At 63.9% G+C, this 22,806-nt stretch carries 19 protein-coding genes; 12 read left to right on the forward strand and 7 right to left on the reverse strand.

Going from position 1 to position 22,806, the window contains the following annotated elements; genetic code table 11:
* Window positions 1-9: 9 nt before the first annotated feature.
* Genes ACIQT2_RS10890 through ACIQT2_RS10905 form a run of 4 tightly spaced genes read right to left on the reverse strand, consistent with a single transcriptional unit; the run spans window position 10 to window position 3,691 of the window.
* Entirely contained in the window at window positions 10-1,428 is a 1,419-nt protein-coding gene (locus ACIQT2_RS10890) for an aspartate ammonia-lyase (protein ID WP_402946228.1), read from the reverse strand.
* A gap of 28 nt (window positions 1,429-1,456) precedes the next feature.
* On the reverse strand, window positions 1,457-2,611 hold the full coding sequence (locus ACIQT2_RS10895; RefSeq protein ID WP_402946230.1) for a M20 family metallopeptidase: 1,155 nt from the start codon (window positions 2,609-2,611) through the stop codon (window positions 1,457-1,459).
* Entirely contained in the window at window positions 2,601-3,272 is a 672-nt protein-coding gene (locus ACIQT2_RS10900; protein WP_402946232.1) for a DUF1028 domain-containing protein, read from the reverse strand. Before ACIQT2_RS10900 ends, ACIQT2_RS10895 begins: the two co-directional genes overlap by 11 nt.
* Window positions 3,269-3,691, reverse strand: a complete 423-nt coding sequence (locus tag ACIQT2_RS10905) for a RidA family protein (RefSeq protein ID WP_402946234.1) — start codon at window positions 3,689-3,691, stop codon at window positions 3,269-3,271. The genes ACIQT2_RS10900 and ACIQT2_RS10905 overlap by 4 nt, the downstream gene beginning before the upstream one ends.
* A gap of 133 nt (window positions 3,692-3,824) precedes the next feature.
* Here ACIQT2_RS10905 and ACIQT2_RS10910 point away from each other — a divergent pair, with 133 nt between their 5' ends.
* Window positions 3,825-4,751: a LysR substrate-binding domain-containing protein gene (locus tag ACIQT2_RS10910; RefSeq protein WP_402946236.1), complete on the forward strand. Its 927-nt coding sequence runs from the start codon at window positions 3,825-3,827 to the stop codon at window positions 4,749-4,751.
* Here the strand turns inward: ACIQT2_RS10910 and ACIQT2_RS10915 are convergent.
* Both ACIQT2_RS10915 and ACIQT2_RS10920 read right to left on the reverse strand, forming a co-directional pair.
* Entirely contained in the window at window positions 4,748-5,338 is a 591-nt protein-coding gene (locus ACIQT2_RS10915) for a TetR/AcrR family transcriptional regulator (protein WP_402946238.1), read from the reverse strand. The genes ACIQT2_RS10910 and ACIQT2_RS10915 overlap by 4 nt on opposite strands.
* A 110-nt stretch (window positions 5,339-5,448) precedes the next feature.
* Window positions 5,449-7,425, reverse strand: a complete 1,977-nt coding sequence (locus tag ACIQT2_RS10920; RefSeq protein WP_402946240.1) for a primary-amine oxidase — start codon at window positions 7,423-7,425, stop codon at window positions 5,449-5,451.
* A 119-nt stretch (window positions 7,426-7,544) separates the two neighbouring features.
* On the opposite strand from ACIQT2_RS10920, the gene ACIQT2_RS10925 reads away from it, so the two are divergent.
* From ACIQT2_RS10925 to ACIQT2_RS10940, 4 genes are all read left to right on the forward strand, one after another.
* Window positions 7,545-8,024 carry a hypothetical protein gene (locus tag ACIQT2_RS10925; protein ID WP_402946242.1) on the forward strand — a complete coding sequence of 160 codons (480 nt, stop codon included), beginning with the start codon at window positions 7,545-7,547 and terminating at the stop codon, window positions 8,022-8,024.
* A 36-nt stretch (window positions 8,025-8,060) separates the two neighbouring features.
* The gene (locus ACIQT2_RS10930; protein WP_402946244.1) at window positions 8,061-9,557 is read left to right on the forward strand and encodes an aldehyde dehydrogenase family protein; all 1,497 of its coding nucleotides are present in this window, start codon (window positions 8,061-8,063) and stop codon (window positions 9,555-9,557) included.
* Window positions 9,558-9,845: 288 nt separating this feature from the next.
* Complete coding sequence (locus ACIQT2_RS10935) at window positions 9,846-11,378, forward strand: APC family permease (RefSeq protein ID WP_402946246.1); 1,533 nt, start codon at window positions 9,846-9,848, stop codon at window positions 11,376-11,378.
* 88 nt (window positions 11,379-11,466) lie between these two features.
* Window positions 11,467-11,925: an iron chaperone gene (locus ACIQT2_RS10940; protein WP_402946248.1), complete on the forward strand. Its 459-nt coding sequence runs from the start codon at window positions 11,467-11,469 to the stop codon at window positions 11,923-11,925.
* Here ACIQT2_RS10940 and ACIQT2_RS10945 read toward each other — a convergent pair.
* Window positions 11,922-13,481: a glycoside hydrolase family 32 protein gene (locus tag ACIQT2_RS10945; RefSeq protein WP_402946250.1), complete on the reverse strand. Its 1,560-nt coding sequence runs from the start codon at window positions 13,479-13,481 to the stop codon at window positions 11,922-11,924. The two genes, ACIQT2_RS10940 and ACIQT2_RS10945, sit on opposite strands and share 4 nt — an antisense overlap.
* A gap of 315 nt (window positions 13,482-13,796) precedes the next feature.
* On the opposite strand from ACIQT2_RS10945, the gene ACIQT2_RS10950 reads away from it, so the two are divergent.
* From ACIQT2_RS10950 to ACIQT2_RS10980, 7 genes are all read left to right on the forward strand, one after another.
* Window positions 13,797-15,233 carry a GH32 C-terminal domain-containing protein gene (locus tag ACIQT2_RS10950; protein ID WP_402946252.1) on the forward strand — a complete coding sequence of 479 codons (1,437 nt, stop codon included), beginning with the start codon at window positions 13,797-13,799 and terminating at the stop codon, window positions 15,231-15,233.
* Between the two features lie 49 nt (window positions 15,234-15,282).
* Window positions 15,283-16,620: an ABC transporter substrate-binding protein gene (locus tag ACIQT2_RS10955; protein ID WP_402946253.1), complete on the forward strand. Its 1,338-nt coding sequence runs from the start codon at window positions 15,283-15,285 to the stop codon at window positions 16,618-16,620.
* Between the two features lie 64 nt (window positions 16,621-16,684).
* Window positions 16,685-17,566, forward strand: coding sequence for a carbohydrate ABC transporter permease (locus tag ACIQT2_RS10960; protein ID WP_402946255.1), 882 nt, complete (start codon window positions 16,685-16,687; stop codon window positions 17,564-17,566).
* Window positions 17,563-18,468 carry a carbohydrate ABC transporter permease gene (locus ACIQT2_RS10965; RefSeq protein ID WP_402946257.1) on the forward strand — a complete coding sequence of 302 codons (906 nt, stop codon included), beginning with the start codon at window positions 17,563-17,565 and terminating at the stop codon, window positions 18,466-18,468. Before ACIQT2_RS10960 ends, ACIQT2_RS10965 begins: the two co-directional genes overlap by 4 nt.
* A 38-nt stretch (window positions 18,469-18,506) precedes the next feature.
* Entirely contained in the window at window positions 18,507-19,583 is a 1,077-nt protein-coding gene (locus ACIQT2_RS10970) for a LacI family DNA-binding transcriptional regulator (protein WP_402946259.1), read from the forward strand.
* Between the two features lie 549 nt (window positions 19,584-20,132).
* Window positions 20,133-21,518, forward strand: a complete 1,386-nt coding sequence (locus ACIQT2_RS10975) for an MFS transporter (RefSeq protein ID WP_402946261.1) — start codon at window positions 20,133-20,135, stop codon at window positions 21,516-21,518.
* A complete protein-coding gene (locus tag ACIQT2_RS10980; RefSeq protein ID WP_402946263.1) occupies window positions 21,508-22,770 on the forward strand; it encodes an alpha-L-fucosidase in 1,263 nt (420 codons plus the stop codon). Before ACIQT2_RS10975 ends, ACIQT2_RS10980 begins: the two co-directional genes overlap by 11 nt.
* Window positions 22,771-22,806 lie beyond the last annotated feature (36 nt).

The raw sequence follows: 22,806 nt of genomic DNA on the forward strand, positions 1-22,806 counted from the left end.
AGGCCCGCTTCAGCCGAGGCCGGCCAGCGCCGCCGCGGAGAGGACCGTCTCTGCCTGCTGCCGGTCCAGCAGCCCTCGTTCGAGCACCAGCTCAGCGATGCCCCGGCCTGACGCCAGTGCCTCCTTGGCAAGCTCAGCCGCCGCGGCGTAGCCCAGCAAGGGTGCCAGTCCCGTCACAACGCTGATGGAGCCGAGCATGCGCTGCTGCAACATGGGGACGTTGGCAGTGATGCCATCCACGCAGTGGGTCCTCAGCTGCCTGCAGGCCACTGTGAGCCAAGCGAGGGACTCCAGCAGGGAATCGGCCATGACGGGTTCAAAGGCATTGAGCTGGAGTTGGCCCGCCTCAACTGCCATGGTGACCGTCGCGTCCGCCCCCACCACGCGGAAAGCCACCTGGTTCACCATTTCGGGAATCACCGGATTCACCTTGCCCGGCATGATGGACGAGCCGGCCTGTACCGCCGGCAGGAAGATCTCTGCGAAGCCAGCCTGCGGGCCGGAAGAGAGCAAGCGGAGATCGTTGCAGATCTTGGAGAGCTTCACTGCCGCCCGCTTGAGCACTCCGGAGACGAGCAGGAAGACGCCGGTATCGCTGGTTGCTTCCACCAGGTTGCTTGCGGAGGCCAGCGGCAAGTCCGTGATGGACGCAAGCTCCCTGATCACGGCTTCCCGGTAGCCCGACGGAGCCGTGATGCCCGTCCCGATGGCCGTGGCCCCCAGGTTCGACTCGGCCAAATGCGGCAAGAGTTCCAGGAGACGGTGCCTGTCCTCGCGCAGGGTTTCCGCGAAGGCGCCGAATTCCTGGCCCAAGGACATCGGTACGGCATCCTGCAGCTGCGTTCGGCCCACCTTGACGATGCCGGTGAACTCAGTTGCCTTTGCTTGGAACGACTCGATGAGCAGGCTGTGCTCGGCACACAGCTTTGCCAGGTCCAGTTGCAAGGCGATCTTGACGGCGGTCGGGTACACGTCGTTGGTGGACTGACTGCGGTTGACGTCGTCGATCGGATGCAGGGCGGAGTAGTCCCCCTTGCCGCGTCCCAAGAGCTCCAGGGCCCGGTTGGCGATGACCTCGTTGGCGTTCATGTTGGTGCTAGTTCCGGCGCCGCCCTGGATTGCGTCCACCACGAATTGATCGTCCCAGCGTCCACCCATCACTTCGCCTGCGGCCGCCTGAATGGCGGCGGATTTGTCCGGTTCCAGCAGGCCCAGGCTTTCATTGGCCCGGGCGGCGGCGCGTTTCACCGCGCCGAGCGCCCGGACGAGCGAACGCAGCGAGCCGATGGGACGCCCGCTGACAGGGAAGTTCTCCACCGCCCGCAGCGTGCTGATTCCCCAATAGACAGCCTCGGGGACATCGCGGTCCCCGAGGCTGTCGTGTTCCCGGCGGGTTGTGGGCGCGGGAGAAGAAGGTAGGTCTGTCATGGTCCTGTTCCTTGAATGTAGGGTCCGGCTACTCCGCCAGGTAGTCCAGTGCCGTGAGCGCCAAGGCTGCGGCACCGTCGTGGATGGCTTGGTTGGCGGCATCGCCGATGCAGTGCGCGGCGAACTCCGGCTGGTGGTTGGCGGCGGGAAAGCAGCCCAGTCCGATGTAAGGGTGGATGGCGGGAACAATCTGGGAAACGTTGCCCATGTCGGTCGAGGCCCGGTTCATGGTGGCCTGCTCCGGAGGAACGTTGAAGTCCCGACCCAAGGACTCCGCGTGCTTGACGTACAGCTCGAGTGCACGCCGCTCGGTGCGGAACTCCGAATAGGGTTCCGATTCCGGCGTGATCTCAAGCTCGCAACCGGCGGCAAGGGCACCGGCTTCGAAGCACCGGTTGACCCGCTCTTCGAGCTGTTCGAGCTGGGCCAATGATTCCGCCCTCACGTACCAGCGCCCTTCGGTCTTCTCAGGAATCGCATTGGGAGCTTCGCCACCGCGCGTTTGGATGCCGTGCACTCTGGTTCCTGCGGGCAGTTGCTGGCGCAGGAGGCCCAAGGCCACCTGGGCCACGACGAAAGCATCGTTGGCGTTGACGCCCTGGTCCGGGTAGGCCGCCGCGTGGGCGGACTTCCCACGGTATTCCACGTGGCTGTGGGCAACGGCAAAGGGCCGGGCCTCCGCGGAATCCACGGGGCTGGGATGGGCCATCATGGCCAGGTCCAGGCTGGCAAAGGCGCCCTTCTTGAGCAACTCGATCTTTCCGCCCCCGCCTTCTTCAGCGGGCGTGCCGTACACCTCCACAGTGAGGTCCTGCTCGTCCGCGAACCGGGACAGTGCAACAGCCGCGCCACACGAGATGGCGGTGATGATGTTGTGGCCGCAGGCATGGCCCAGCCCGGGCAGGGCGTCGTATTCCGCCATGAGTCCCACCCGGCGCGAGCCGGAACCGAAAACCGCCCGGACCGCCGTCGGGAATCCCAGATAACCGCGCTCCACCTCAAAACCCTGCCGTTCAAGGAATTCGGCCGTCCACTCGGCGGCGCGGTGTTCCTGCCAGCCAAGTTCCGGGTTGGCATGGAGCGTCTCCGAGAGCCGCACCAAGGCGGCTTGCTGGGAAGCCACCAATTCCAGGACGTGAGCGCGCCGCACCGCTGGCGCCATGGGCGTGGTGTCAGCGGTCATCGCCAGGCACCCCGTAACCCACCGAGGCCGCGGGATCGAGCCCACGCACCACGTAGTCCTGCCGTTGTGGCAGCCATACCTCCAGGAGGCGCCCAAGTTCCGCAATGGGATCATCGTGCCAATCGACCCGGAGGTCTGTGTCACGCCAGCCGTGGCCGGACACCACCGAGATCCCAGCAGACCGTACCGGTCCAACCTCCCCGCCGGCGGCTTCTGCGGCTTCGAGCGCACCGAGCAGCCGCCGTTCGAGCTCCCCGGTGGAGGCTTCAAACGCATCGCACAGCGACTGGGCAACCGCCGGGTCCGCAAGCATGTTTCCCGCGGAAACGCTGGAAGGCCCGCGTCCTTCGCCGAAGACACCCAGGGTGTGCTTGCCGCTGAACACGGCAGCTCCGCCACGGGCGTCGAGGACCACCAGTTGCCGGTAGTCCACATTCGGGGTTGCATGGACGACGGCGTCAATCGCCTCTTGCGCAGAGCGGCCGGCCTGCAGCCGGTCGAGAAGCGCAAGGCCCAGGCGCGGATCGGTGATGTTTTGCGAGCTGACAGCCCCCACGCCATCCCGCAAATGGGCGCAGCGCGCTGCAACGGCAGGGGAGGAGGAGGAAACCGCCAAGCCGAACCTGCCCTGCCCGTCGGTGGCGGCAATACTGAAGGTCACTGTTGGCCCTCCGCGGAGAGCACTGCAGTTGCATCGATTTCAACGAGCCATTCCGGGCGTGCGAGGGCCTGCACCACAATGCCGGTGGAGACCGGGAACACGCCCTTCAACCAGCGCCCCATGGTCCGGTAGACCGTCTCGCGGTAGCGCGGGTCAATGAGGTAGACCGTGACCTTCACGATGTCCTCCAGGCTGCTGCCCGCCTCCTTGAGAAGCATGTCGATGTTGGCCATGGCTTTCTCGGTTTGCGCCTCGACGTCGCCGATCCCCACTGATTCGCGGGTGTCCAGGTCCTGGCCGATCTGGCCCCTGAGGTAGACCACGCCATTGGCGACCACTGCCTGGCAAAGGTCGTTGTCGAGGTTCTGCTCGGGGTAGGTGTCCTTGGTATTGAAGGTGCGAATGCGCTGGTGCTTCACGTGAACTGCCTTTCGGTCCTGTAGGTGACGGGTGGTCGTATCCTTCAGCTTCCTGCGACCCATCAAATCTGTCCAACAGTTCTTTCCGAACGATTTCATCGGTATTTCTGATGAAGCAAGGTAGTCTCTTGCCATGGATGTCACCCTGACGCAATTGCGATATTTTGTTGAGGCCGCCGCCCAACTGTCCATGACGGGCGCGGCCCTCCGGCTCAACGTGGCCCAGTCGGCCGTGTCGGCAGCGATCGCGCAGTTGGAACGCCACGTGGGAACGCAGTTTTTTATCAGGCAGCGCTCCAAGGGACTGGTACTGACCCCTGCGGGGGAGTTATTCGTGCGCGATGCCCAGGCAATCCTTGCGCAAGTGGAGGAAAGCATCGACCACGCCCGCGGTGAACACCAAAGCGTCACCGGACGCATCCGGATTGCCTGCTTCAGCACGTTGGCCCCGTTCCTGCTGCCGGGCGTGCTCACCAAGCTCCGGGAGGACCATCCGTCCCTGGAAGTTGCGGTGATCGAAACGGACACCCCGGGGTGCATCAGTGCGCTGCTCACAGGGCAGGCCGACCTGGCACTGTGTTACGACCTTGACCTTCCGGAAGCCCTCTCGCGCTCGGTGGTGGATACCGTCCGGCCCTACGTGGCGCTGCCGCCGGACCACAAGCTGGCACGCTCCAAGAAGGTCCAGTTGTCCGCGCTCGCCGAAGAGTCGATCGTCCTGCTGGACATGCCCCACACCCGGGATCTCATGCTCGCCATTGCCCGGCTTGGCGGACGGGAGCCGGAGGTCAGGTTCCGCTCGGCCAGCTACGAAACGGTCCGGACGTTCGTGGCCAGGGGTTTGGGGTATTCAATCCTCCACCAGCGCCCCCAGCACCACTTGACGTACGACGGCGGCAAGCTGGCCGCCGTCGAAATCCGAGACGACGTTCCGGAACTGAAAACCGTCCTGGCCCACCTGAAGTCGCATCGCCCGACGGCGCGCGTCCGTGCCGTCGCGCAGGCTGTTCGGCATCAGATAGCTGCGGCCAAGGTCCCGGAGGCGCGGAACCAGGGCTAGGCAAGCCTCGCCAGTGCACGCTCCATCAGGTGCCGTTGCCTGGACCCGGATACGGCGTCGGGGTCCAGCATCGATGTGACGTGAAGGCCCATCATGATGTTCAGCAGCTCATCGGCAACCGCGTCCGGGTCCACCAAAGGCGCGCACCCGCCGTCGTACTCTGCCTGGGCAAGGAAATCCAGTATCAGGCCACGCCAATGAAGCAACGCTTCGCGCCCCACGGCGCGCAGCGCGTTCTCCGTCTGGGCGCGCTGCCAAAAAGATACGGCCACGCGCGCTTCCACCACGGTGATCGGGTCGGCAGGGATGATCTCCAGGCAAAGTCTCCGCAAAGCAGGCAGCCCACGTTTACCGTCTGTCCCCGCAGCGATCCGTTCGTTGGTGCGCTCACAAATCAGTTGATAGGAAGCCAGCAGGAGCGCGTCCTTGTTCGGGAAGTAGTGGGCCAGGACGCCCGGCGCGGCGTAGCCGCACTCCCGGGCGATGTCCCGCATGCTGGCGTTCTCGATGCCTTCGTCTGCGATCAGCCGCCACGTGGTTTCGATGATGGAGCGACGCCGTTCATCATGATCGACCAAGCGGGGCATGCTGCTCCTTCAGGGGTTCAGGGTTTCAGTGCCGGGACCGTGTGCACCCTACCACCGCGGGAGCGGCTGCGCGTCCCGCGGCGGTGAGTGGGTGCTTGGTGCGGTCAGCTTCAGTGCGCGCAGTGGCCTGGCTCGGACTGCCCGACGGCGGTGCCGCAGTGGGCCGCCGCGGAAGACGGCACGTTCAGCGTGGGGTTCTGGTCGAAGAAGCCGTGCGGCTTGAGGGTGAACCCGGTGGTGTCGACGGGCATGATGGGCCAGTCTTCGGGGCGGGGGAAGTGCGTGAGACCGAACGAGTGCCACACCACGATGTCCTGTCCATCGATGTCCCGGTCCTGGGCGATATACGCGGGGAGGCCGGCGCCGCCGGGGTGCTGGTTGACGAAGTCGCCGGCAGCGTACAGCTCGGCCTGGTCGTGGCGGGTGACCCAGAGGTGGTGGCGGGCGAAGGCTGCCCTGGACGCGATGGACGAATCATCCGCCATGGCCAGCGTGGGGTTCCCTTCCGGATAGAGCGTGTAGCCCACGGGGTGGCCAAGGTGGTTCAGGGAGTCCGGGTTGCTGATGTGCCAGACCCTGCCCTTGGTTCCGTCCGCGTCGCGGACAGCCTCGGATTCGCGCGCCAGCATGGTCCGCTTCTGCGTGAAGGCGTTGCCGTGCGGGTTCCCCGGTCCTTTGGGAAGCCGTACGAGGTCCAGTTCCTCTACCCGGTTGGCGCCGCCGTCGACGTCCATGTCCAGGCGGGCGCTGAAAAGGTGCTGGTGATACGGGGCGCCGAGTCCCGGGGCGATCTCCGAAGCGTAGGCGTAACCCTTGTCCGGAAGGGCGGCTGTGAAGACTATCCCGGTGGCTTTGGCCTCGAATTCGATGGTGCCGTCCAAGTAGAGGTACCAGTAGAAGCCGTAGTCGTAGTTGCCCACAGTGGTGAAGAAGGACACCACCAGGCGGCGGTTGCGGCGAACCTCGTTTGAACCGGCCCACTCATCAGTGTGCTTCCAGAGGATGCCGGCGTCTTCCTCGTGGATGCAGATGCCGTTGTGGATGGTCCGTGGGTTACCGAAGTCGTCCGCAACCACGGGGGACATGTAGGTGATGTCGCCCAGGCAATCGCAGCCGAGCTTGAGTGAATTGGCGTCCCGGCCCACGAGGTATTCGCCGGAATCGAAGTAGTTCTGCCAGCTCCTGTAGGGGGAAGGATCGCCGTAGGGGACCACCATCTCGGAGATGGAGGCCCGGTGGATGATGGGTCGCCGGCGGCCTTGGTGCGTGTGGTGGAGTTGGTGCAGGACCACCCCTTCACGGGCATCGAAGCCTACGCGCAGGTCCCAGCCGGCCCACGAGAGGTGGTTCCCTTCCACCGTGAAGCTGGGGCCTTCCGGCTGGGTGATCTCGATCGGTTTGAGGTCCGTGCGAAGTTCACCCTGGATGGCGGGCTCGGTGTAGTTGCCGTTGACGTCCGGGACCGGCACCGGGCCGTCGTCGATCAAATGGTCCACGCGGCGCTTCTCCACGTCGACGAACGCCACCAGGCCATCAATCGGGTGCGCCCAGGGGTGGTCGGCAGGGTGGTCCTGACGGAATCCGAGACCACGGAGGAGCCGCTTGCCTTCCTCGTTCTCATACTCGAAGACTCCGGCCGAGAGCGGTGCCACGCGCACCTGCTGCGGAGTCAGGTCCCGGCTCGCCAGGGCGTCATTCCACTGCGGGTCCACGGCCAGGATGTCCTCGATGAGCTCGAATTCTTCCAACAGGACGGGCAGTTGACCGTCGACGGCGGGATCAAGGTCGCGCTGTGACAGCACTTGGCCGGCGGTCAGGGACACACGGACGTCACGGGACGTCGATGTGGCGGCGTCCCACAGCATTGCGCGGACCAGACGATCGGTGCCTGGGGCGCCTTCGCGAAGGGCCGCCTTGGGAGGTTCGATCAACCCGAGGTAGGCAAAGCGCGTGGTGTCGGCGACGAGGCCGGCGTCGGACAGGATGTGGCGGGCCCGCTGGATCTCCTCCGCGGTGAGCTGTTCCAGCGGGTGCTGTGCCCCGGAGCCTTGTCCGAGGGGTGCCAAAGGGATGGTGTGAAGGGTCATGACACTTCCTGAAGTCGAATTTTGATGGTACAACTGTTCAACCAACGCTTTGATGTTACCCACCTCACAAGCCCGGCGTAAAGTCCCAGACCCCAATGCGCCGCAGAGCCAGGAGAACCATGGACCAGAGAACCCGCCTCCTCCCCGGGTGCGCCCCGGCGGGCATCGTCGGCACCGCCGCTGCAGGCAGTGCCGCGGCCCACGTGGTGGCCGCCGCGCTCGGCCCGGCGGGAGCGATGGCATGGTGGATGGCCGGCATGGGGATTGCCTGCCTGGCCTGCCTGGGCCCGATGCTGCCGGGGCGGCTGTGGGCAGGGAGGGCCGGGAGAACGGTTCCGCTCCCTGCTGACCAAGCCGCTGGCCGGGCCGCCGGGCACTTGCTGGTCATGGGCGCCGCCATGGTGCTCGTCCACTTGGTCCTTTTGGTGGCACCGGGCGCCGGCGGCCACCATGGCCGTGTGGACGCCGCGCTCCCTTCCGCCCACGGCGTCACCATGCTGGCGCTCATTGCCGTTGAACTGCTCTGCCTCATCGGCGCTTCCGCCGCCCTGCGCCTGGCGCGCCGGGGCCTGCACCGCCGTCGAGCAGTCACCACCTGACCCACCACTGACAGACCACTTCAAAGGAGCCCACCTATGAACACCGCATCCACCATGATTTCCTCCGACTGGCGGCGCCGCGCGGAAGGCCTGGCCATTGACGGCCGGGCCTTCATGGATGGCCGCCGGACAGCCGCCAAGGGCGCCCGGGTGCGTCCCACGAGCAGCCCCATCAATGGCCGTGTGCTGGCTGAACTGGCCGCGTGCGGATCCGACGAGGTGGACCAGGCCGTTGCTGCTGCCCGGCGATCATTCCCTGCGTGGTCCAGGTTGGGGGCCGAAAAACGAAAGGGCATGCTGCTGGCGCTCGCCCGGCTCATGGAAGAGCACGCCGATGAACTGGCGCTCCTGGAAACCCTGGACAGCGGGAAGCCGATCCTGCAAACAACCACCGTGGACGTGCCGGGAGCCATCTCCACTCTGAGGTGGTACGCCGAAGCCGCAGACAAGCAAAGCGGAGAACTCCCTGCCGTGCCATCCGGCGCCACTGCCTTGGTGACGCGCGAACCGATGGGGGTGGTGGCAGCGATTGTGCCTTGGAACTTCCCGCTGGAAATCGCCATGTGGAAGTTGGCGCCGGCGCTCGCTTCCGGCAACGCAGTAGTGCTGAAGCCCGCGGAACAAACTTCCCTCAGCGTTCTGCGGGTGGCGGATCTGGCGGCCGAGGCGGGGATTCCGGACGGTGTCCTCAGCGTCGTCACCGGCACTGGGCGGGAAGTGGGCGCTGCCCTTGCCCATCACATGGACGTTGATGCCCTTGCCTTCACCGGATCCACTGCGGTTTCCCGAACCCTCTTGGAGGCCTCGGGTAAAAGCAACCTCAAGAGGCTCAGCCTTGAAGCAGGTGGGAAGAGCTCCAATCTCATCTTCGCGGACACTGCTGACCTCGCCGCAGCGGCGGCGAAGGCAGCCTTCGGCGCCTTCTATAACCAGGGCCAGGTATGTTCGGCCAACTCCCGCATTTTGGTCCAGCGGAGCATCCATGATGAATTTGCGGCGCTGCTCGCCGACGCCGCTGCCGGCTACGGCCCGGCGGATCCGCTGGCGGGACTGGACGGCAATGGTGCCCTGATCAGCAGCGCCCATACCGACGACGTCGAACGCTGGATCCTGCGTGGGAGCGAGGAAGGAGAGGTGCTGTTCGGTGGCGAGCGCCGGGAGATCAGGGGCTCTGACGCGTACCTCGAACCGACGCTGCTCGGCGGGCTCAGCGCCGCCCATGAGATTCACCGCGAGGAAATTTTCGGCCCGGTTGCTGTGCTGCATCCCTTTGATACCGAAGGAGAGGCGATAGAGCTGGCCAATGCCACGGACTATGGCTTGGCTGCCTCAGTGTGGACCTCCGACCTCTCCCGCGCCCATCGGGTGGCCGGCGAATTGTTGGCCGGAACAGTGTCCGTGAACACCGTTGACGCCCTGGGGAACACCACGCCCTTTGGCGGTTTCAAGCAGTCCGGGTTCGGCCGCGACCTTTCGTTGCATGCGTTCGATAACTACACGGCGCCAAAGACTACGTGGATCCAGTTCGGCTGATCAGCCTCATCTTGGGAAGGTTCATCTAAAAAACAGATGATGTGCATCAAGATTCAATGGTTTACGTGATGTAGCTCACAAGCTTACGCTGGGTCTGACAGCAGACCAGGCAGGGCGTCGAGGGGCTTGGGGAACGCCCGCCAGCATCTGCGAGCATCCTGCCACCGTTCTGGGGACACCGTCCCATGAAATTGATGCTCCGCTCCCGCCTCTTCGACATCGAACAAGGGCGTACTTTCCACTCTTTCTTTCCCGGTAGCAGACTTAAGCCGTAGCAAAGGACCAATCATGGACCAATCAGCAGCCCCAACGGGCACTGCCCAAACTCAATTAGCCCAAGAGCAAAGCAACCACCTGCAGAAATCCCTGGGCCGCTTCGACATCCTCTTGTTGGTGGTGGCGGCCGTCATCTCCGTGGAGGTGCTGGGGCAGGTTTCCGGCTTTGGCGGAGAGACCTTCACCTGGACCCTCATCCTTGCCGTCACGTTCATGGTTCCGTATGGGCTGATCTTCGCCGAGACGGGCGGCGCCTTCACCGAAGAAGGGGGTGTGTACGTCTGGACCAAAATGGCCTTCGGCCGCGTGGTTGCCGCCATCACTTCACTCTTCACGTGGGTGACTCAGCCGGTATGGGTGGGCGGGGCCATGGCGTTCGTGGCCGTGGAAACGTGGTCAGAGTATGTGGGCCACGTGGAAGCCGGCAGCCTGGGCGACTACCTTTTCAAGCTGGTGTTCATCTGGATCACCGTGACGTCTGCGATCATCAGCCTGAAACACGGTAAATGGCTGCCGTCGCTCGGGGCGATCCTCAAGGTGTTGTTCCTGACTTTCTTCATCATCGTCACCCTGGTTTACGGACTGCAGCACGGCTTCAATGGGCTGGACCTCGGCTTCTTCTCTCCCACGTTGGCCGGCTTCCTCGGCGTCACGCCGTTGCTGCTCTTCTCCTTCCTTGGATTCGAATCCGGTAACAGTGCGGCCGGGGAGATGAAGAACCCGGCCAAGGACGTGCCCATCTCGGTAGCCCGTTCCTCCATGATCGCTGCGGCAAGCTACCTCCTGCCGGTCCTGGCCATTCTCCTGGTGGTGCCGCTGGACCAGATCACGGGCATCGGCGGACTGTTCGGTGCGGTATCCACTGTGTATGCCGTGTTTGGACCGGCGGCAGACGCCATGCTGGCCATTTCCGCCGTCGTGTTCTGCTTTGTCCTGGTGTCCCAGGGCGCGGCCTGGATGATCATCAGCGACCGCATGCAGGCCATGGCCGCAGCCGATGGCTCGTTCTTTGGCGGGTTCTTTGGACGCTTCCATCCCAAGCTGGGCACGCCCATCCGCGTCAACACGCTCTCGGGCGTGGTGGCCACACTGTTCATGCTCGCCGCGATGCAGCTGACGGGGACCAGCAGTGCACTGTTCGGGGTAGTGCTCTCCATCGCCATCTCGACGTTCCTGCTCAGTTATCTCTTCGCGGTTCCCGCGGCCGTGAGGTTGCGCAGCAAGTATCCGGATGTTGACCGCCCTTTCAAGGTCCCTGTCTCCGACGCAGGGTTCCGCCTCCTCGGCATCATTTGCTTCGCGTGGATCCTAGTTGGTTCGTGGGTGGCGATCTTCCCGGGGACTCTGGATGTACTGTTCGGGCTCCAGTACGACTTCGAGGGGACCTGGGGCGTTTCCCAGATCGCCTTCGAAGCCTTTGCCCTGGGTACGCTCGCATGCATCCTGGCCTTGGGACTCGTGGGCTACGCCCGCGGCAAGAAGGTCCGCGACGCGGCAGCGCCGGTCCGCGAAGCGCCGGAGCTGGTGAAAGGGCCGCGGTCCTGATCGAGCAGTTTCGGAGAAGCCGCGGCAGGGTCACCCGCTCTAGCGTTGGATGACAAGCAGCATTCAACACTGAGAGAAGGGCCCTGCCGTGGCTGAGACCGGAACCGCAGACAAATCCAAGTCCTACGACGGCTTCACTGAGGACGAACGCGCCGCCATGAAGGAACGTGCGCAGGAACTCAAGAAGTCTTCGCGAGCCAAAGGAGGCGCCAAAGCCAACGGTGAGGCCGATGTCCTTGCGAAGATCGCGGAGATGCCCCCTGCCGATCAGGCCATGGCCGAGCGCATCCACGCGATCGTCAAGGAGCATGCGCCGGACCTGTCGCCCAAGACCTGGTACGGGATGCCGGCCTACGCCAGGGGTGGCAAGAACATCGTCTTCTTCCAGGGCTCGCACAAGTTCAAGGCACGCTACTGCACCCTTGGCTTCGAAGAGAATGCCAATCTCGATGATGGCGCCATGTGGGCCACGTCCTTCGCGCTGACGGAAATCACTCCCGAGGTGGAGGCCCGCATCATCGAGTTGGTCAAGCGGGCCGCCGGCTAGATCGCGTTCCCGAACTCGCGGATGATGATTCCCGTGAAGGTCGCGGGGCCGCCGTCGGAGTACAAAGAGATCCCCGTATCGCCCTCTGCAAAGTGGACCTGCTGCGAAACCACAGTGTGCCCGGAGTTGATGAAGACCTCCACGCTTTGCGTGTCCACGAAGATGCGAAGGTGCACGGATCGGGCGTTGGCATCGATCGGTGCGGCCGCGCGCGTATACGGCACCAGGGAGTAGCCGGCCAGGTCGGAGGGAGCCCGGTCCACGTAGAGGTCTCCACCGTATTTGCCAATGTTCGTGTGGCGGGAACCATCCGCTGAGCGCCCCACGGATACTCCCACATTCGCCGCCGCGTCCCAGGCAATGTCGAGTTCCAACTCATAGGCCCGCCCGCTCCACGGCAGGACGAAACTGCCGTTCACGGTCTGGTTGGGGAGGGTGGTGGTGGCGGTGACGTACCCGGACAGGGCGGCCACTGGTCTGCTGAGCAGCGAATACCAACCGCCGCCCCGGCGCTCCAAAGTGAGCTCCCGGGTGATCGAGTTCTGCCCGTTGTAGCTGTCCGACGGATCCGTTGGAACATCGCGGGCGGCGTACTTCCAGTTGTTCATCCATGCCGTGGCCAGCCGTTTGGTTTCGGGGGCGTCCACGGACGGCCACGTCACAGCCGCGTACCAGTCCCATCCCCAATCGAGCCATTGCGGGGTGAGGTTGTCGGCCACGAAGGACGTGCCGTTCCAGGTGCCTGTCCAGTACGCATAGGTCATCGGGAGCCCGATACTGTAGGCATCCATGCTCGCTGCGAACACCCAATGCCGCGTGCCGTCGCCGGCCGTCATCTCGAACAGGTCCGGACACTCGATCCCCCCGAGCGCGTGGTTGGGATAGTCGAAGTTGGACTTCCATTGCCAGTCACGCAGGTTCGCAGACGTATAGAAAGCTGCGTACCTGGCCCGCCCGATCACGCACACCCACTCACCGCGCGCTGCATCCCAGTGGATCTTGGGGTCGCGGAACCACTCGGCGTTCTCGATCTCGGCCTGGGTAGTGGCCGTCCGCCCGTCCGTGTTCACGATCACCGGATCCGGCAGGGGAGTGAAGGTGTACCCGCCGTCCGTGGACCAATACAGGTATTGCTCCTGATACTTGCGGATGCCGTCGGTTGGCTTGGTAGCAAGTACGACGACGGCTCCCGCACCAAAGCCTGCCGTGTTGGCCGTGTCCACCACGCCGGAGCCCGACCACACCGGGAAGTTCGGCTGGAGCGGCAACACGGCTCCGTGGTGGGTGAAGGACACCCCGTCCGTGGTGGTGGCGTGGTCCCAGCCGCCTTGGCCGTTGTTGATGCCGGAGTGCAGGTAGTAGAGCTGGTAGGCGCCGTTGGTGTAGACGGGCCTTTGCGGATCGCACAACCATCCTGTCGGTGGCGTCATGTGGTAGACCGAGCGCAAGGACGGCACTGCCTGGGCTGCGCCGGCCGCGGCGCCTCCCATGAAGAGAGCCAAAGCTCCGGCTCCGGTGCCTTGCAGGACTATCCGTCGGGAGAATTCGAGCGTCATGAAGCGGTTTCCTCTCAAGCATTCATTGGTTGAGAACGCGATGGCAGTACGGACACGGAGATGCGTCCGGGCACGCCAAAGTGCGCCATCAAAGGGGCTGGAGTTACTTCGTCCGGTGGCTGTAACCCACTCCGCCCGCTCGGCGTCGAGGGGCGTGGGTGTGCCATCGGTAGCAAGGACCCTAGCTGGCAAGGAATGAATTGGTCAAGCTTTTTAGCGGGGCAAAATAACTTTTGCTAAAACGCTTGACCATCACCAACCCAAGAGCTAACTTCATGGTGATCAAACGCTTTAGCAGAATGGACATCAGCGCAGATGAAACGCTCAGTCTTCTTCCAACCCAGCGATGGCTGGGTTGGGGACCTCATCCCCTTCGAGAAGGACGGGGAGTTCTGGCTCTTCTACCTCCACGACGTACGCACCGACCCCAAACCAGGTACGTCCTGGAACCTCGTGACCACCAAGGACCTCACCCAGTTCGAGTACCACGGAGTCGCCTTGCCGCACGGCAGCGAGGACGATGCGGACTTCAACGCCTACACCGGCAGCGTGGTGACCGACGACGACGGCACCCACCACCTGTTCTACACAGGCCAGAACCCGGGCAACCTGGGTGCGGACGGTGCGCCCCTCCAGTTGGTCATGCACGCCATCAGCCGCGACGGCATGCAGAGCTGGACCAAGCACCCGGAGCACACTTTCGGCGCACCCGAAGGCTACGAGACCGGCGACTGGCGCGACCCTTTCGTGTTCCGCGATGAGGCCACGTCCCAGTGGCGCATGCTGATCGCCGCCCGCCATGCGGCCGGACCCGACCGTCGTCGGGGTGTCATCGCCCAGTGCGTTTCCACCGACCTCGTGACCTGGGACTACACGGAACCGTTCTGGGACCCGCGCCGGTACATCACCCATGAATGCCCCGACGTCTTCCAGTGGGGCGAGTGGTGGTACATGGTCTATTCCGAATTCTCCGAGACCTTCACCACGCGGTACCGCATGGCCAAGAGCCCGGACGGCCCGTGGACAGTGCCGGAACTGGACAGCATCGACGGCCGCGCCTTCTACGCCTCCAAGTCCGCAGGCCGCGAGGACCGCCGTTTCTTCTTCGGCTGGATCGCCAGCAAGGAAGGAAATTCCGACGACGGCGCCTGGCAGTGGGCGGGCACCATGTCCGTCCTCGAAGCCCGGCAAAACCCGGATGGCACCCTGGGATTCGGTTTCGCCGACGAGCTCGTGGACAGCTTCTGGGAGGAGGTGCCGGTCTCGCTCTCCAGCCAAATCCCGGCCGCGCTGGACGTCCCTGACAGCTACGCAGCCATCCTCTCTGATGAAGAGCTGCCCAGCCAGTTCTACGCGAAAGCCGTCTTCGAGATCGCGCCGAACACCACCGAATGCGGGCTCCTGCTTCGCGCAAACCACGACGGCGACGAGTCTTACGTCCTGCGCCTGGAACCCAAGCGCAACCGATTGGTCTTCGACCGCTGGCCCCGCGAGGTTACCGGCGACGCGCAGTGGCACGTCTCGGGCGACGTCCCCTACGACGTCGAACTGGAGCGCCCCTGCACCCTCGCCCCGGGCGAGCACACGCTTGAGGTCATCGTCGACGGCGACTTGTGCGTCGCCGTCGTCGACCGCCAGGTTGCGCTGAGCGCAAGGCTCTATGACCGCCCGACGGGGCGCATCGGTCTGTTCGCCGGTGAGGGATCCGCCGTCGTCACTGAACTCGATATCCGTCAACGCATCGACAACTGAAACACCATCCCCACCCCAACCTCCAGAACAATCAAGGGAGATTGCCCCCATGAAGAAGCTATTACGAGTCGCTGCGGTTGCCGCGGCAGCAGCCCTGGCCCTGACGGCCTGTGGTGGCGGCGGAAACGCCAGCAGCCCAGCCGACGTCAATCCAACTGGTGAGATCAAGCCCCGCGAGATTTCCTGGCTGCTGTCCAGGCCCGCCGACGGCGCCGTCATCAACATCATGAAGAAACTGGCCGATGACTACGCCAAGGACCACCCCGGGTTCTCGCTGAACCTCATCACCACCCCGGATCGCCCGTCCTACATCCAGAAGCTCGAAACCCTGGCCGCGGCCAACAAGCTGCCGGAACTGTTCGATACCGACGCCACGCCGTTCGCCCAGCAATTGGCCAAGCAGGGCAAGATGCTGGACGCGGACAAGCTGCTCAAGTCCCTGGGGCTGTACGACGACTATCGCCCCGGTGCCTTGGACTACCAACGCTTCGATGACGGCTCCCTCTACATGATCCCGTTCCAGTTCGAGCTGGAATTCGTCTGGTACAACAAGGCGCTGCTGGAGAAGGCAGGCGTGTCCGTGCCGAAGTCGCTCGACGACATTCCGGCCATGTGCACGGCCCTGCGGTCGGCCGGCATCACGCCGATCGCCATCGACGGCCAGGACCAGTGGCCGCTGGAACGCTACGTTGCCTACCAGCCCTTCCGTGAGGCCGGACCGGATTTCGTGCAGAAACTGAAGAAGGGCGAAGCGAAGTTCACGGACGCCGCCGGACAGAAGACCGTGAACTGGATGGCCGAACTCGGCAAGGCCAAGTGCTTCCAGGACGGCTTCTCTGCCCAGGGCTACTCGGACGCGCAGAACCAATTCACCTCGGGGCAGGCAGCCATGTACAACATCGGCACGTGGGAGCTGCCCAGCCTGGCCACGGACAAACTGAATCCGGCTGTCCGGGATGACGTGGATTTCTTCACCCTGCCAACCACAGCGAATTCGGTGACGGCCGCGAACGAGTTCGTTTCGCCGTCGGGCATTGGCATGGCCGTCAACGCCAAAACCTACGATCCCCTGGTGAGCGACTTCCTGAAGTTCGCGCTGCAGAAGTACCCCAGCGAGTATGCGGCAACGGGAGCACTCTCGCCCACCACCAACGTGCAGACCGCCGTTCCGGCCAACGCCACCCCGCTGTACAAGAAGGCCTTGGACGCAGCCAACAACCTCGGTTCCAAGCAGGCCATGCCGTGGGACACCCAGCTGGACCCCACCACCAACGGCCGGCTCCAGCAGGAACTCGTCCTCCTGGTCCAGGGCAACATCACTCCTGAGCAGTTCACCAGCACCATGGACGACACCATCAAGCAGAACGCACCCAAGTTCTTCAAATAAGCGGTTCGTCACGTAGATCCCAGCGGCGGGGGATCGGCAGGTCCCCCGCCCGAAAGGCCCAGAAATGCTACCCAACAGATCAAAGACATCCGTCCTGGTCTTCCTGCTCCCGCCACTTTTCCTGTACGGCGCCGCAGTGCTGTTCCCGATACTTCAGTCCTTGTTCCTGAGTTTCTTCTCCTGGAACGGCATCAGCGACATGGAGTTCGTCGGCCTCGCCAACTACGTCCGGATGCTCACCGGCGACGATATCTTCTGGCGTTCCTTCGCCAACGCGCTCATCTACCTGGCCATCTGCCTGGTGCTGCAGCTCGGTGGAGCCCTGGTGGTGGCCAGCCTGTTGACGTCGCTGACCCGGGGCCGGGAACTCATCAAGACCCTCTACCTGCTGCCGGCGGTGATCTCCACCGTGGCCATCGCGTTCCTCTTTGTCCGGATCTACTCAATAGATCCCGTGGGACTGCTTAACCAGCTGCTGCACTGGATCGGACTCGGTTCCTTGGAACGCGCTTGGCTCTCCGACGTGAACACTGTGCTGGCGGCCGTTTCCGCGCCGGAAGGCTGGAGGTTCACCGGCCTCTACATGCTGATCATCTACGCGGCCCTGATCGCCGTCCCCAAGGAACTCGAGGAAGCCGCGGTCCTGGATGGCGCCTCCAAATGGACACTCTTCACCAAGATCCGTTTCCCCTATATCCGCCCGGTCTGGATCACCACCACCATCATGGCCACTACCTACGGCCTGCGCGGCTTTGATATCCCGTACCTCATGACCAACGGTGGCCCCGGCCAATCCTCCGAATTGCTCACCACCTATATGTACAAAACGGCCTTCACGAGCACCGATTTCGGCTATGCCAGCACCATCTCCGTCTTCATCGTGATCGAGTGCCTCGTCGCCGTCGGCCTCATCCTGTTCATGCTCAAGCGGAAGGCTGACTCATGATCGCCCAAACAGCACCTGCCACACCGCGGACCCCCATCCGGCCCCCGGTGCCCGTCATCAAGCGCCGCCGCCGGAAGCCCAACGTGTACCGCACTCTTTCCAGGGTCCTGATCTCCCTGATCGTGATCGTCCAGGTCTACCCCCTGGCATGGCTCTTCCTCACCAGCCTCCGGACCGAGCACGACTTTGCCACAGGAGACCCGTTCGCTCTTCCCGGTGCCTGGACCTGGGACAACTATGCGCGGGCTTTCGAAACAGGGGACCTGGGCCGGAACATCCTCAACAGCTTCATCGTCACCATGGGCGCCAACGTGCTGATCGTCCTGTTCGGCATGATGGCCGCGTACGCCATCCAGGTCCTCGGTTTCCGGCTGAGCAAGTTCGTGCGTGGACTGTTCCTGATCGGAATCATCGTGCCCGTCCAGATCGCGCTGGTCCCACTGTTCATCGACTACTCCGCGGTGAACCTGCTGGACACGTACCAATCGATGATCATCCCGCTGGCCGGCTTCGCGCTGCCCATGTCCATCTACCTGTTCTCCTCCTTCTTCGAATACATCCCGCGGGAGACGTACGAGGCAGCATCCTTGGACGGCGCCGGACCGTACCGGATCTTCGGCCTCATCACGTTGCCGCTGTCACTGAACACTGTGGTCACCGTGGTGCTGGTCAACAGCATCTTCATTTGGAACGACTTCATTTTTGCCAACACGTTCGTCCTGTCCGAGGAGCTCAAGACCATCCCGCTGGGCCTGCAGAACTACATCGGCGCCATGGGCAAGGTTGACTGGACCGCCACGTTCGCCGCCGTCTGCGTGACCATCACGCCGCTGCTCCTGGTGTTCCTTGTCCTGAACAAGGCCATGATCCAGGGCTTGGAGAGCGGGGCGAGCAAGGGATGACCGCCCCGGCTGATGGATATACTCCTGATGGAGGGCAGATGATTTCGCAGGAGAAAGATCCAGGCACGCCGGCGACCCCCGACGCTCCTGTCGGAACAAGCCGCGCACATCCGGTGACCCTCCGCGAAGTAGCCGAAGCGGCCGGCGTTTCCACGGCCACGGTTTCGCTGGTCATCAACAAAAAGAAGAACGCACGGATCGCGGACGAGACCCGCCAACGCGTCAAGGCCGCCATCCAGCAACTCGGCTACCGCCCCAACGCCATGGCCAAGACCCTGGTCAGCGGCACCTCCAAGTTCATCGGGCTCGTGGCAGACGGCGTTGCCACCACGCCCTTCGCCGGCCAGATCATCCACGGAGCCCAGGACGAGGCCTGGAAGCACGGGTACGCCCTGCTGATCGCCAACACCGAGGGCAACCTGGACCTGGAAAACGACGCGATCAACATGATGCTCGAGTACAAGGTCCGCGGGATCCTGTATTCAACGTGGTTCCACCGGACCACGGACATTCCGGAAACCCTGCGTGAGGCCGACTTTGTGCTGGTCAACTGCTTTTCCCCTGAAACCTCGGCCCGTGCTGTGGTACCGAACGAAGCCCAGGGCGGCCAATCGGCTACGGACATCCTGATCCGCGGTGGCCACCGGCGCATTGCCTTCATCAACGCCACCACCCCGGCGCCTGCCCGGGACGGCAGGCTTGAGGGATACAAGGAAGCACTTGAAGCAGCAGGCATAGCCTTTGACCCGGACTTGGTGCTGGAAGCTTTTCCGGACCAGGAAGGCGGCTACGGTGCCACCAAGGAACTGCTGAAGCACGACATCACGGCCGTGTATTGCTACAACGACCGGATGGCCATGGGGCTCTACGACGGCCTCCGCGAAAACGGACTATCCATCCCGGATGACATTGCCGTGGTGGGCTTCGACAACCAGGAAGTCATCGCAGCACACCTGCGCCCGCCCCTGTCCACGGTTTCCTTGCCGCACTACGAATTGGGGGCCGCAGGAGTGCGTCTCCTGCTCGGCCTGGACCAAGCGCCCGCCGATACGGCGTTGCAGATCGAGTGCCCGGCCGTGGAACGTGCCTCCGTAGCGGTGCCGTCGAAGGCTTAGGCCCCCGACCACCCTTGATCAAAGCCCGACGGCGGCTGGTCGCGTGAGGCGACCGGCCGCCGTCGTACTTCACTTCAGGCGCGCCGCGCTTCAGGTGCGCCGCACTTCACTTGCGCCGCCTCACTCGGGCAGCGGGTCTCCGAAGGTCGGGTCCGGGTGTGGAGGAGGAGTTGCCGGGCCGGGATCCGGAATCGGCAGCGGTCCTGGCTCCGGATTCGGGCCGGGCGATGGCGGTGGGAACGGTTGCGTCGGATCCGGCGGCGGCTGTACAGGCCCCGGTTCGGTGGGTGGCTGCGTAGGCCCGGGCTCGGGCGGGAACGGATCGGGTTCGTGCTGTGGAGGAAGGGTCATCATCACTCCTTGGAACTCGGATAATCAGGTGGCTTACTGAAGGGTCCAGCCTACGCCTCCATCGTGCGTCAGGCCATGGCTGGGAAAACCCTTGACCCGCTTGCTGAAAGGCTTGACCCGTCCGGGACGAGCGGTCAATGCTGGATATGCCGCGCTTTTCACCCAGGGGGACACTCGCATGCATAGGGGCCGGAACGAATGACCGAGCAGACAGCCAACGTTGACCTCTCCCTGCGTAGCCCGGCCCAGCGATCCCGCACCTTCATGGGCATCCTGGTCAACACGGCCGCGGCCAACATCACCACCAGCTACCTCTGGTTTGCCCTGACGTTTTGGGTGTACTTGGAGACCCGCAACGTCATCGCCACCGGCGTGGTTGGTGGGGCGTACATGTTGTTGATCGCCGTTTCCAGCATCAGCTTCGGGACGTTCGTGGACCGCTACCGCAAGCTCGCCGTGATGCGGTTCGCGGCAGCCTTCACACTGGTGATGTTTGCGATCTCCGGGGTGGTCTTCCTCCTGGTTCCCACTGCATCCTTGCTTGACCTCGGCCAGCCTTGGTTCTGGGCCTTCACGCTGATCATCCTGGTGGGTGCCGTGGTGGAGAACATGCGAAATATCGCCCTCTCCACCACCGTGACCATCCTCATCGAGCCGGACCGCCGGGCCAACGCCAACGGCCTGGTTGGCATGGTGCAGGGGCTCATGTTCATCGTCACGTCGGTGCTGTCCGGCCTGTCCGTGGGGCTGGTGGGCATGGGCTGGACCATCGTGATCGCCTTGGTCCTCACTGCGCTGGCGTATGTACATCTCCTCACGTTGCGAATGCCCGAAGAACTGCAACCGGCCGTCACCGATGCCAAAGGCAGCTTTGACCTCCGCGGTTCCTACGCTGCCGTAGTGGCTATTTCGGGGTTGTTCGCGCTCATCATCTTCTCCACGTTCAACAACTTTGTGGGCGGGGTCTACATGGCCCTGATGGATCCGTACGGCCTGGAAATGTTCCCCGTGGAGTTGTGGGGGACGTTCTTTGCGGTGGCGGCAACGGGGTTCATCATTGGCGGTGCCTTGGTGGGCAAGTTCGGCTTGGGCGCCAATCCCTTGCGGACCATGCTCATTGCCGTGGCCGTCATGGGTGTGCTGGGAGCGCTGTTCACCATCCGCGAGTGGCCGTGGCTCTACATTCTTGGGATCTGGCTTTATCTGACCCTCGTGCCCATTGTCGAAGCCGCCGAGCAGACCGTCATCCAGCAAGTGGTTCCGTTGCCCCGACAAGGGAGGGTGTTCGGGTTCGCCATGGCCTTCGAGTCAGCGGCAGCGCCGATCACGGCCTTCCTGATTGCCCCCATTGCCCAGTTCTGGATCATTCCCTATGCGCGGTCCGAATCAGGCGCTGCGCAGCTGGAACCGCTTCTGGGCGAGGGTACGTCGCGCGGAATAGCTTTGGTGTTCCTGGTGGCCGGCATCATCATGATTCTTGCCGCCGCGCTGGCCTTCCTCACGCCCGTTTACCGGCGGGTCTCGGCGTCCTACAAAGAGAAGGCCACCGAAGAAGGTGCCTCCTTGACTGCTGATGAAGGCTAGCCCCGCGCAGCTGCGCTGGCAGCAACTCGAGTTCGGCATCTTCATCCACTTCGGCATCAACACTTTCGCGGGCAAGGAATGGAGTGACGGCACTGTTTCTCCTTCTCTCTTCAACCCTGTGGATTTCGACGCCGGAAGCTGGGTCCGCGTGGCCAAGGACGCGGGTGCCAGGTACCTGATTCTCACCGCGAAGCACCACGACGGTTTCTGCCTGTGGCCTACCTCGACCACGGACTACTCCGTCGCCGCCTCGCCATGGCGCGGGGGATCCGGCGATGTAGTGCGTTCCGTTGCCGACGCCTGTGCTGCTGCCGGTTTGGGCTTCGGTGTGTACCTCTCGCCCTGGGACCGGAATGCTGCTTGCTACGACGATCCGGAGGCCTACGACTCCTTCTACACCCAGCAGCTCACCGAGTTGTGCACAGGGTACGGACCGCTCATGGAACTCTGGTTCGACGGCGCCGGCTCAGTGGGCCGGTCCTACGACTGGGATCGCATCATGGCCGTTGCGAGTCTCCACCAGCCCGACGCCATGGTGTTCAACATGGGCCAACCGACCATCCGCTGGGTGGGCAACGAGAACGGGCTGGCTGCGGATCCCGTGCAGTACGTGGTGGATCAGACCCTTGACAGCCAATACACCGAGTCGAGTTCAACTCTCACTGCCCGCTACCTTCCGCCGGAGTGCGACGTTTCCCTCCGGCGCGGCTGGTTCTGGCATCCCGACGACGAGCCCAAATCCACCGAACACCTTCTCGCCATCCACCATCAATCAGTTGGCATGGGAGCCAACCTGCTGCTCAACCTCCCGCCGGACACGCGCGGACTCATCCCTGTGGAGGACCAGGCCCGGCTGCGTGAATGGAAGGCCGAGCTGGACCGACGCCTTTCCGGCGCCGTTGAAGCAGCGCTGGAACACCACGACGACGGCTCTGTGACCATGCGCTTCCCGACGCCGGTCACGTTCAACTACGTCGAGTTGGTGGAAGACCTGGGTTCCGGGCAGCGGATTACCCACCACAGCGTCACGCACGACGGCGGTACTCACGACGGCGGCGAAATCGCCACCGGGCTCACGGTCGGGAACCGTCGGCTCCACCAGGTTCCGGTCACTACGGCCATTGGGCTGCGAGTATTTCTCTCCGGTCCCGGGGCAGTGTTGGCCTCGGCGCGCGTCTACACTGGCGCGCTGGACGCTTCGCCTCCTAGGATCCCCGAAGGCTACGAAGCCCCGACGGACGCGCCGGAGTGAGGGGCCACGTGGCGTGGGCTCGCTTAACCCGATGGA

Source organism: Paenarthrobacter sp. NPDC090522 (assembly GCF_044769225.1).
GTDB lineage: Bacteria > Actinomycetota > Actinomycetes > Actinomycetales > Micrococcaceae > Arthrobacter.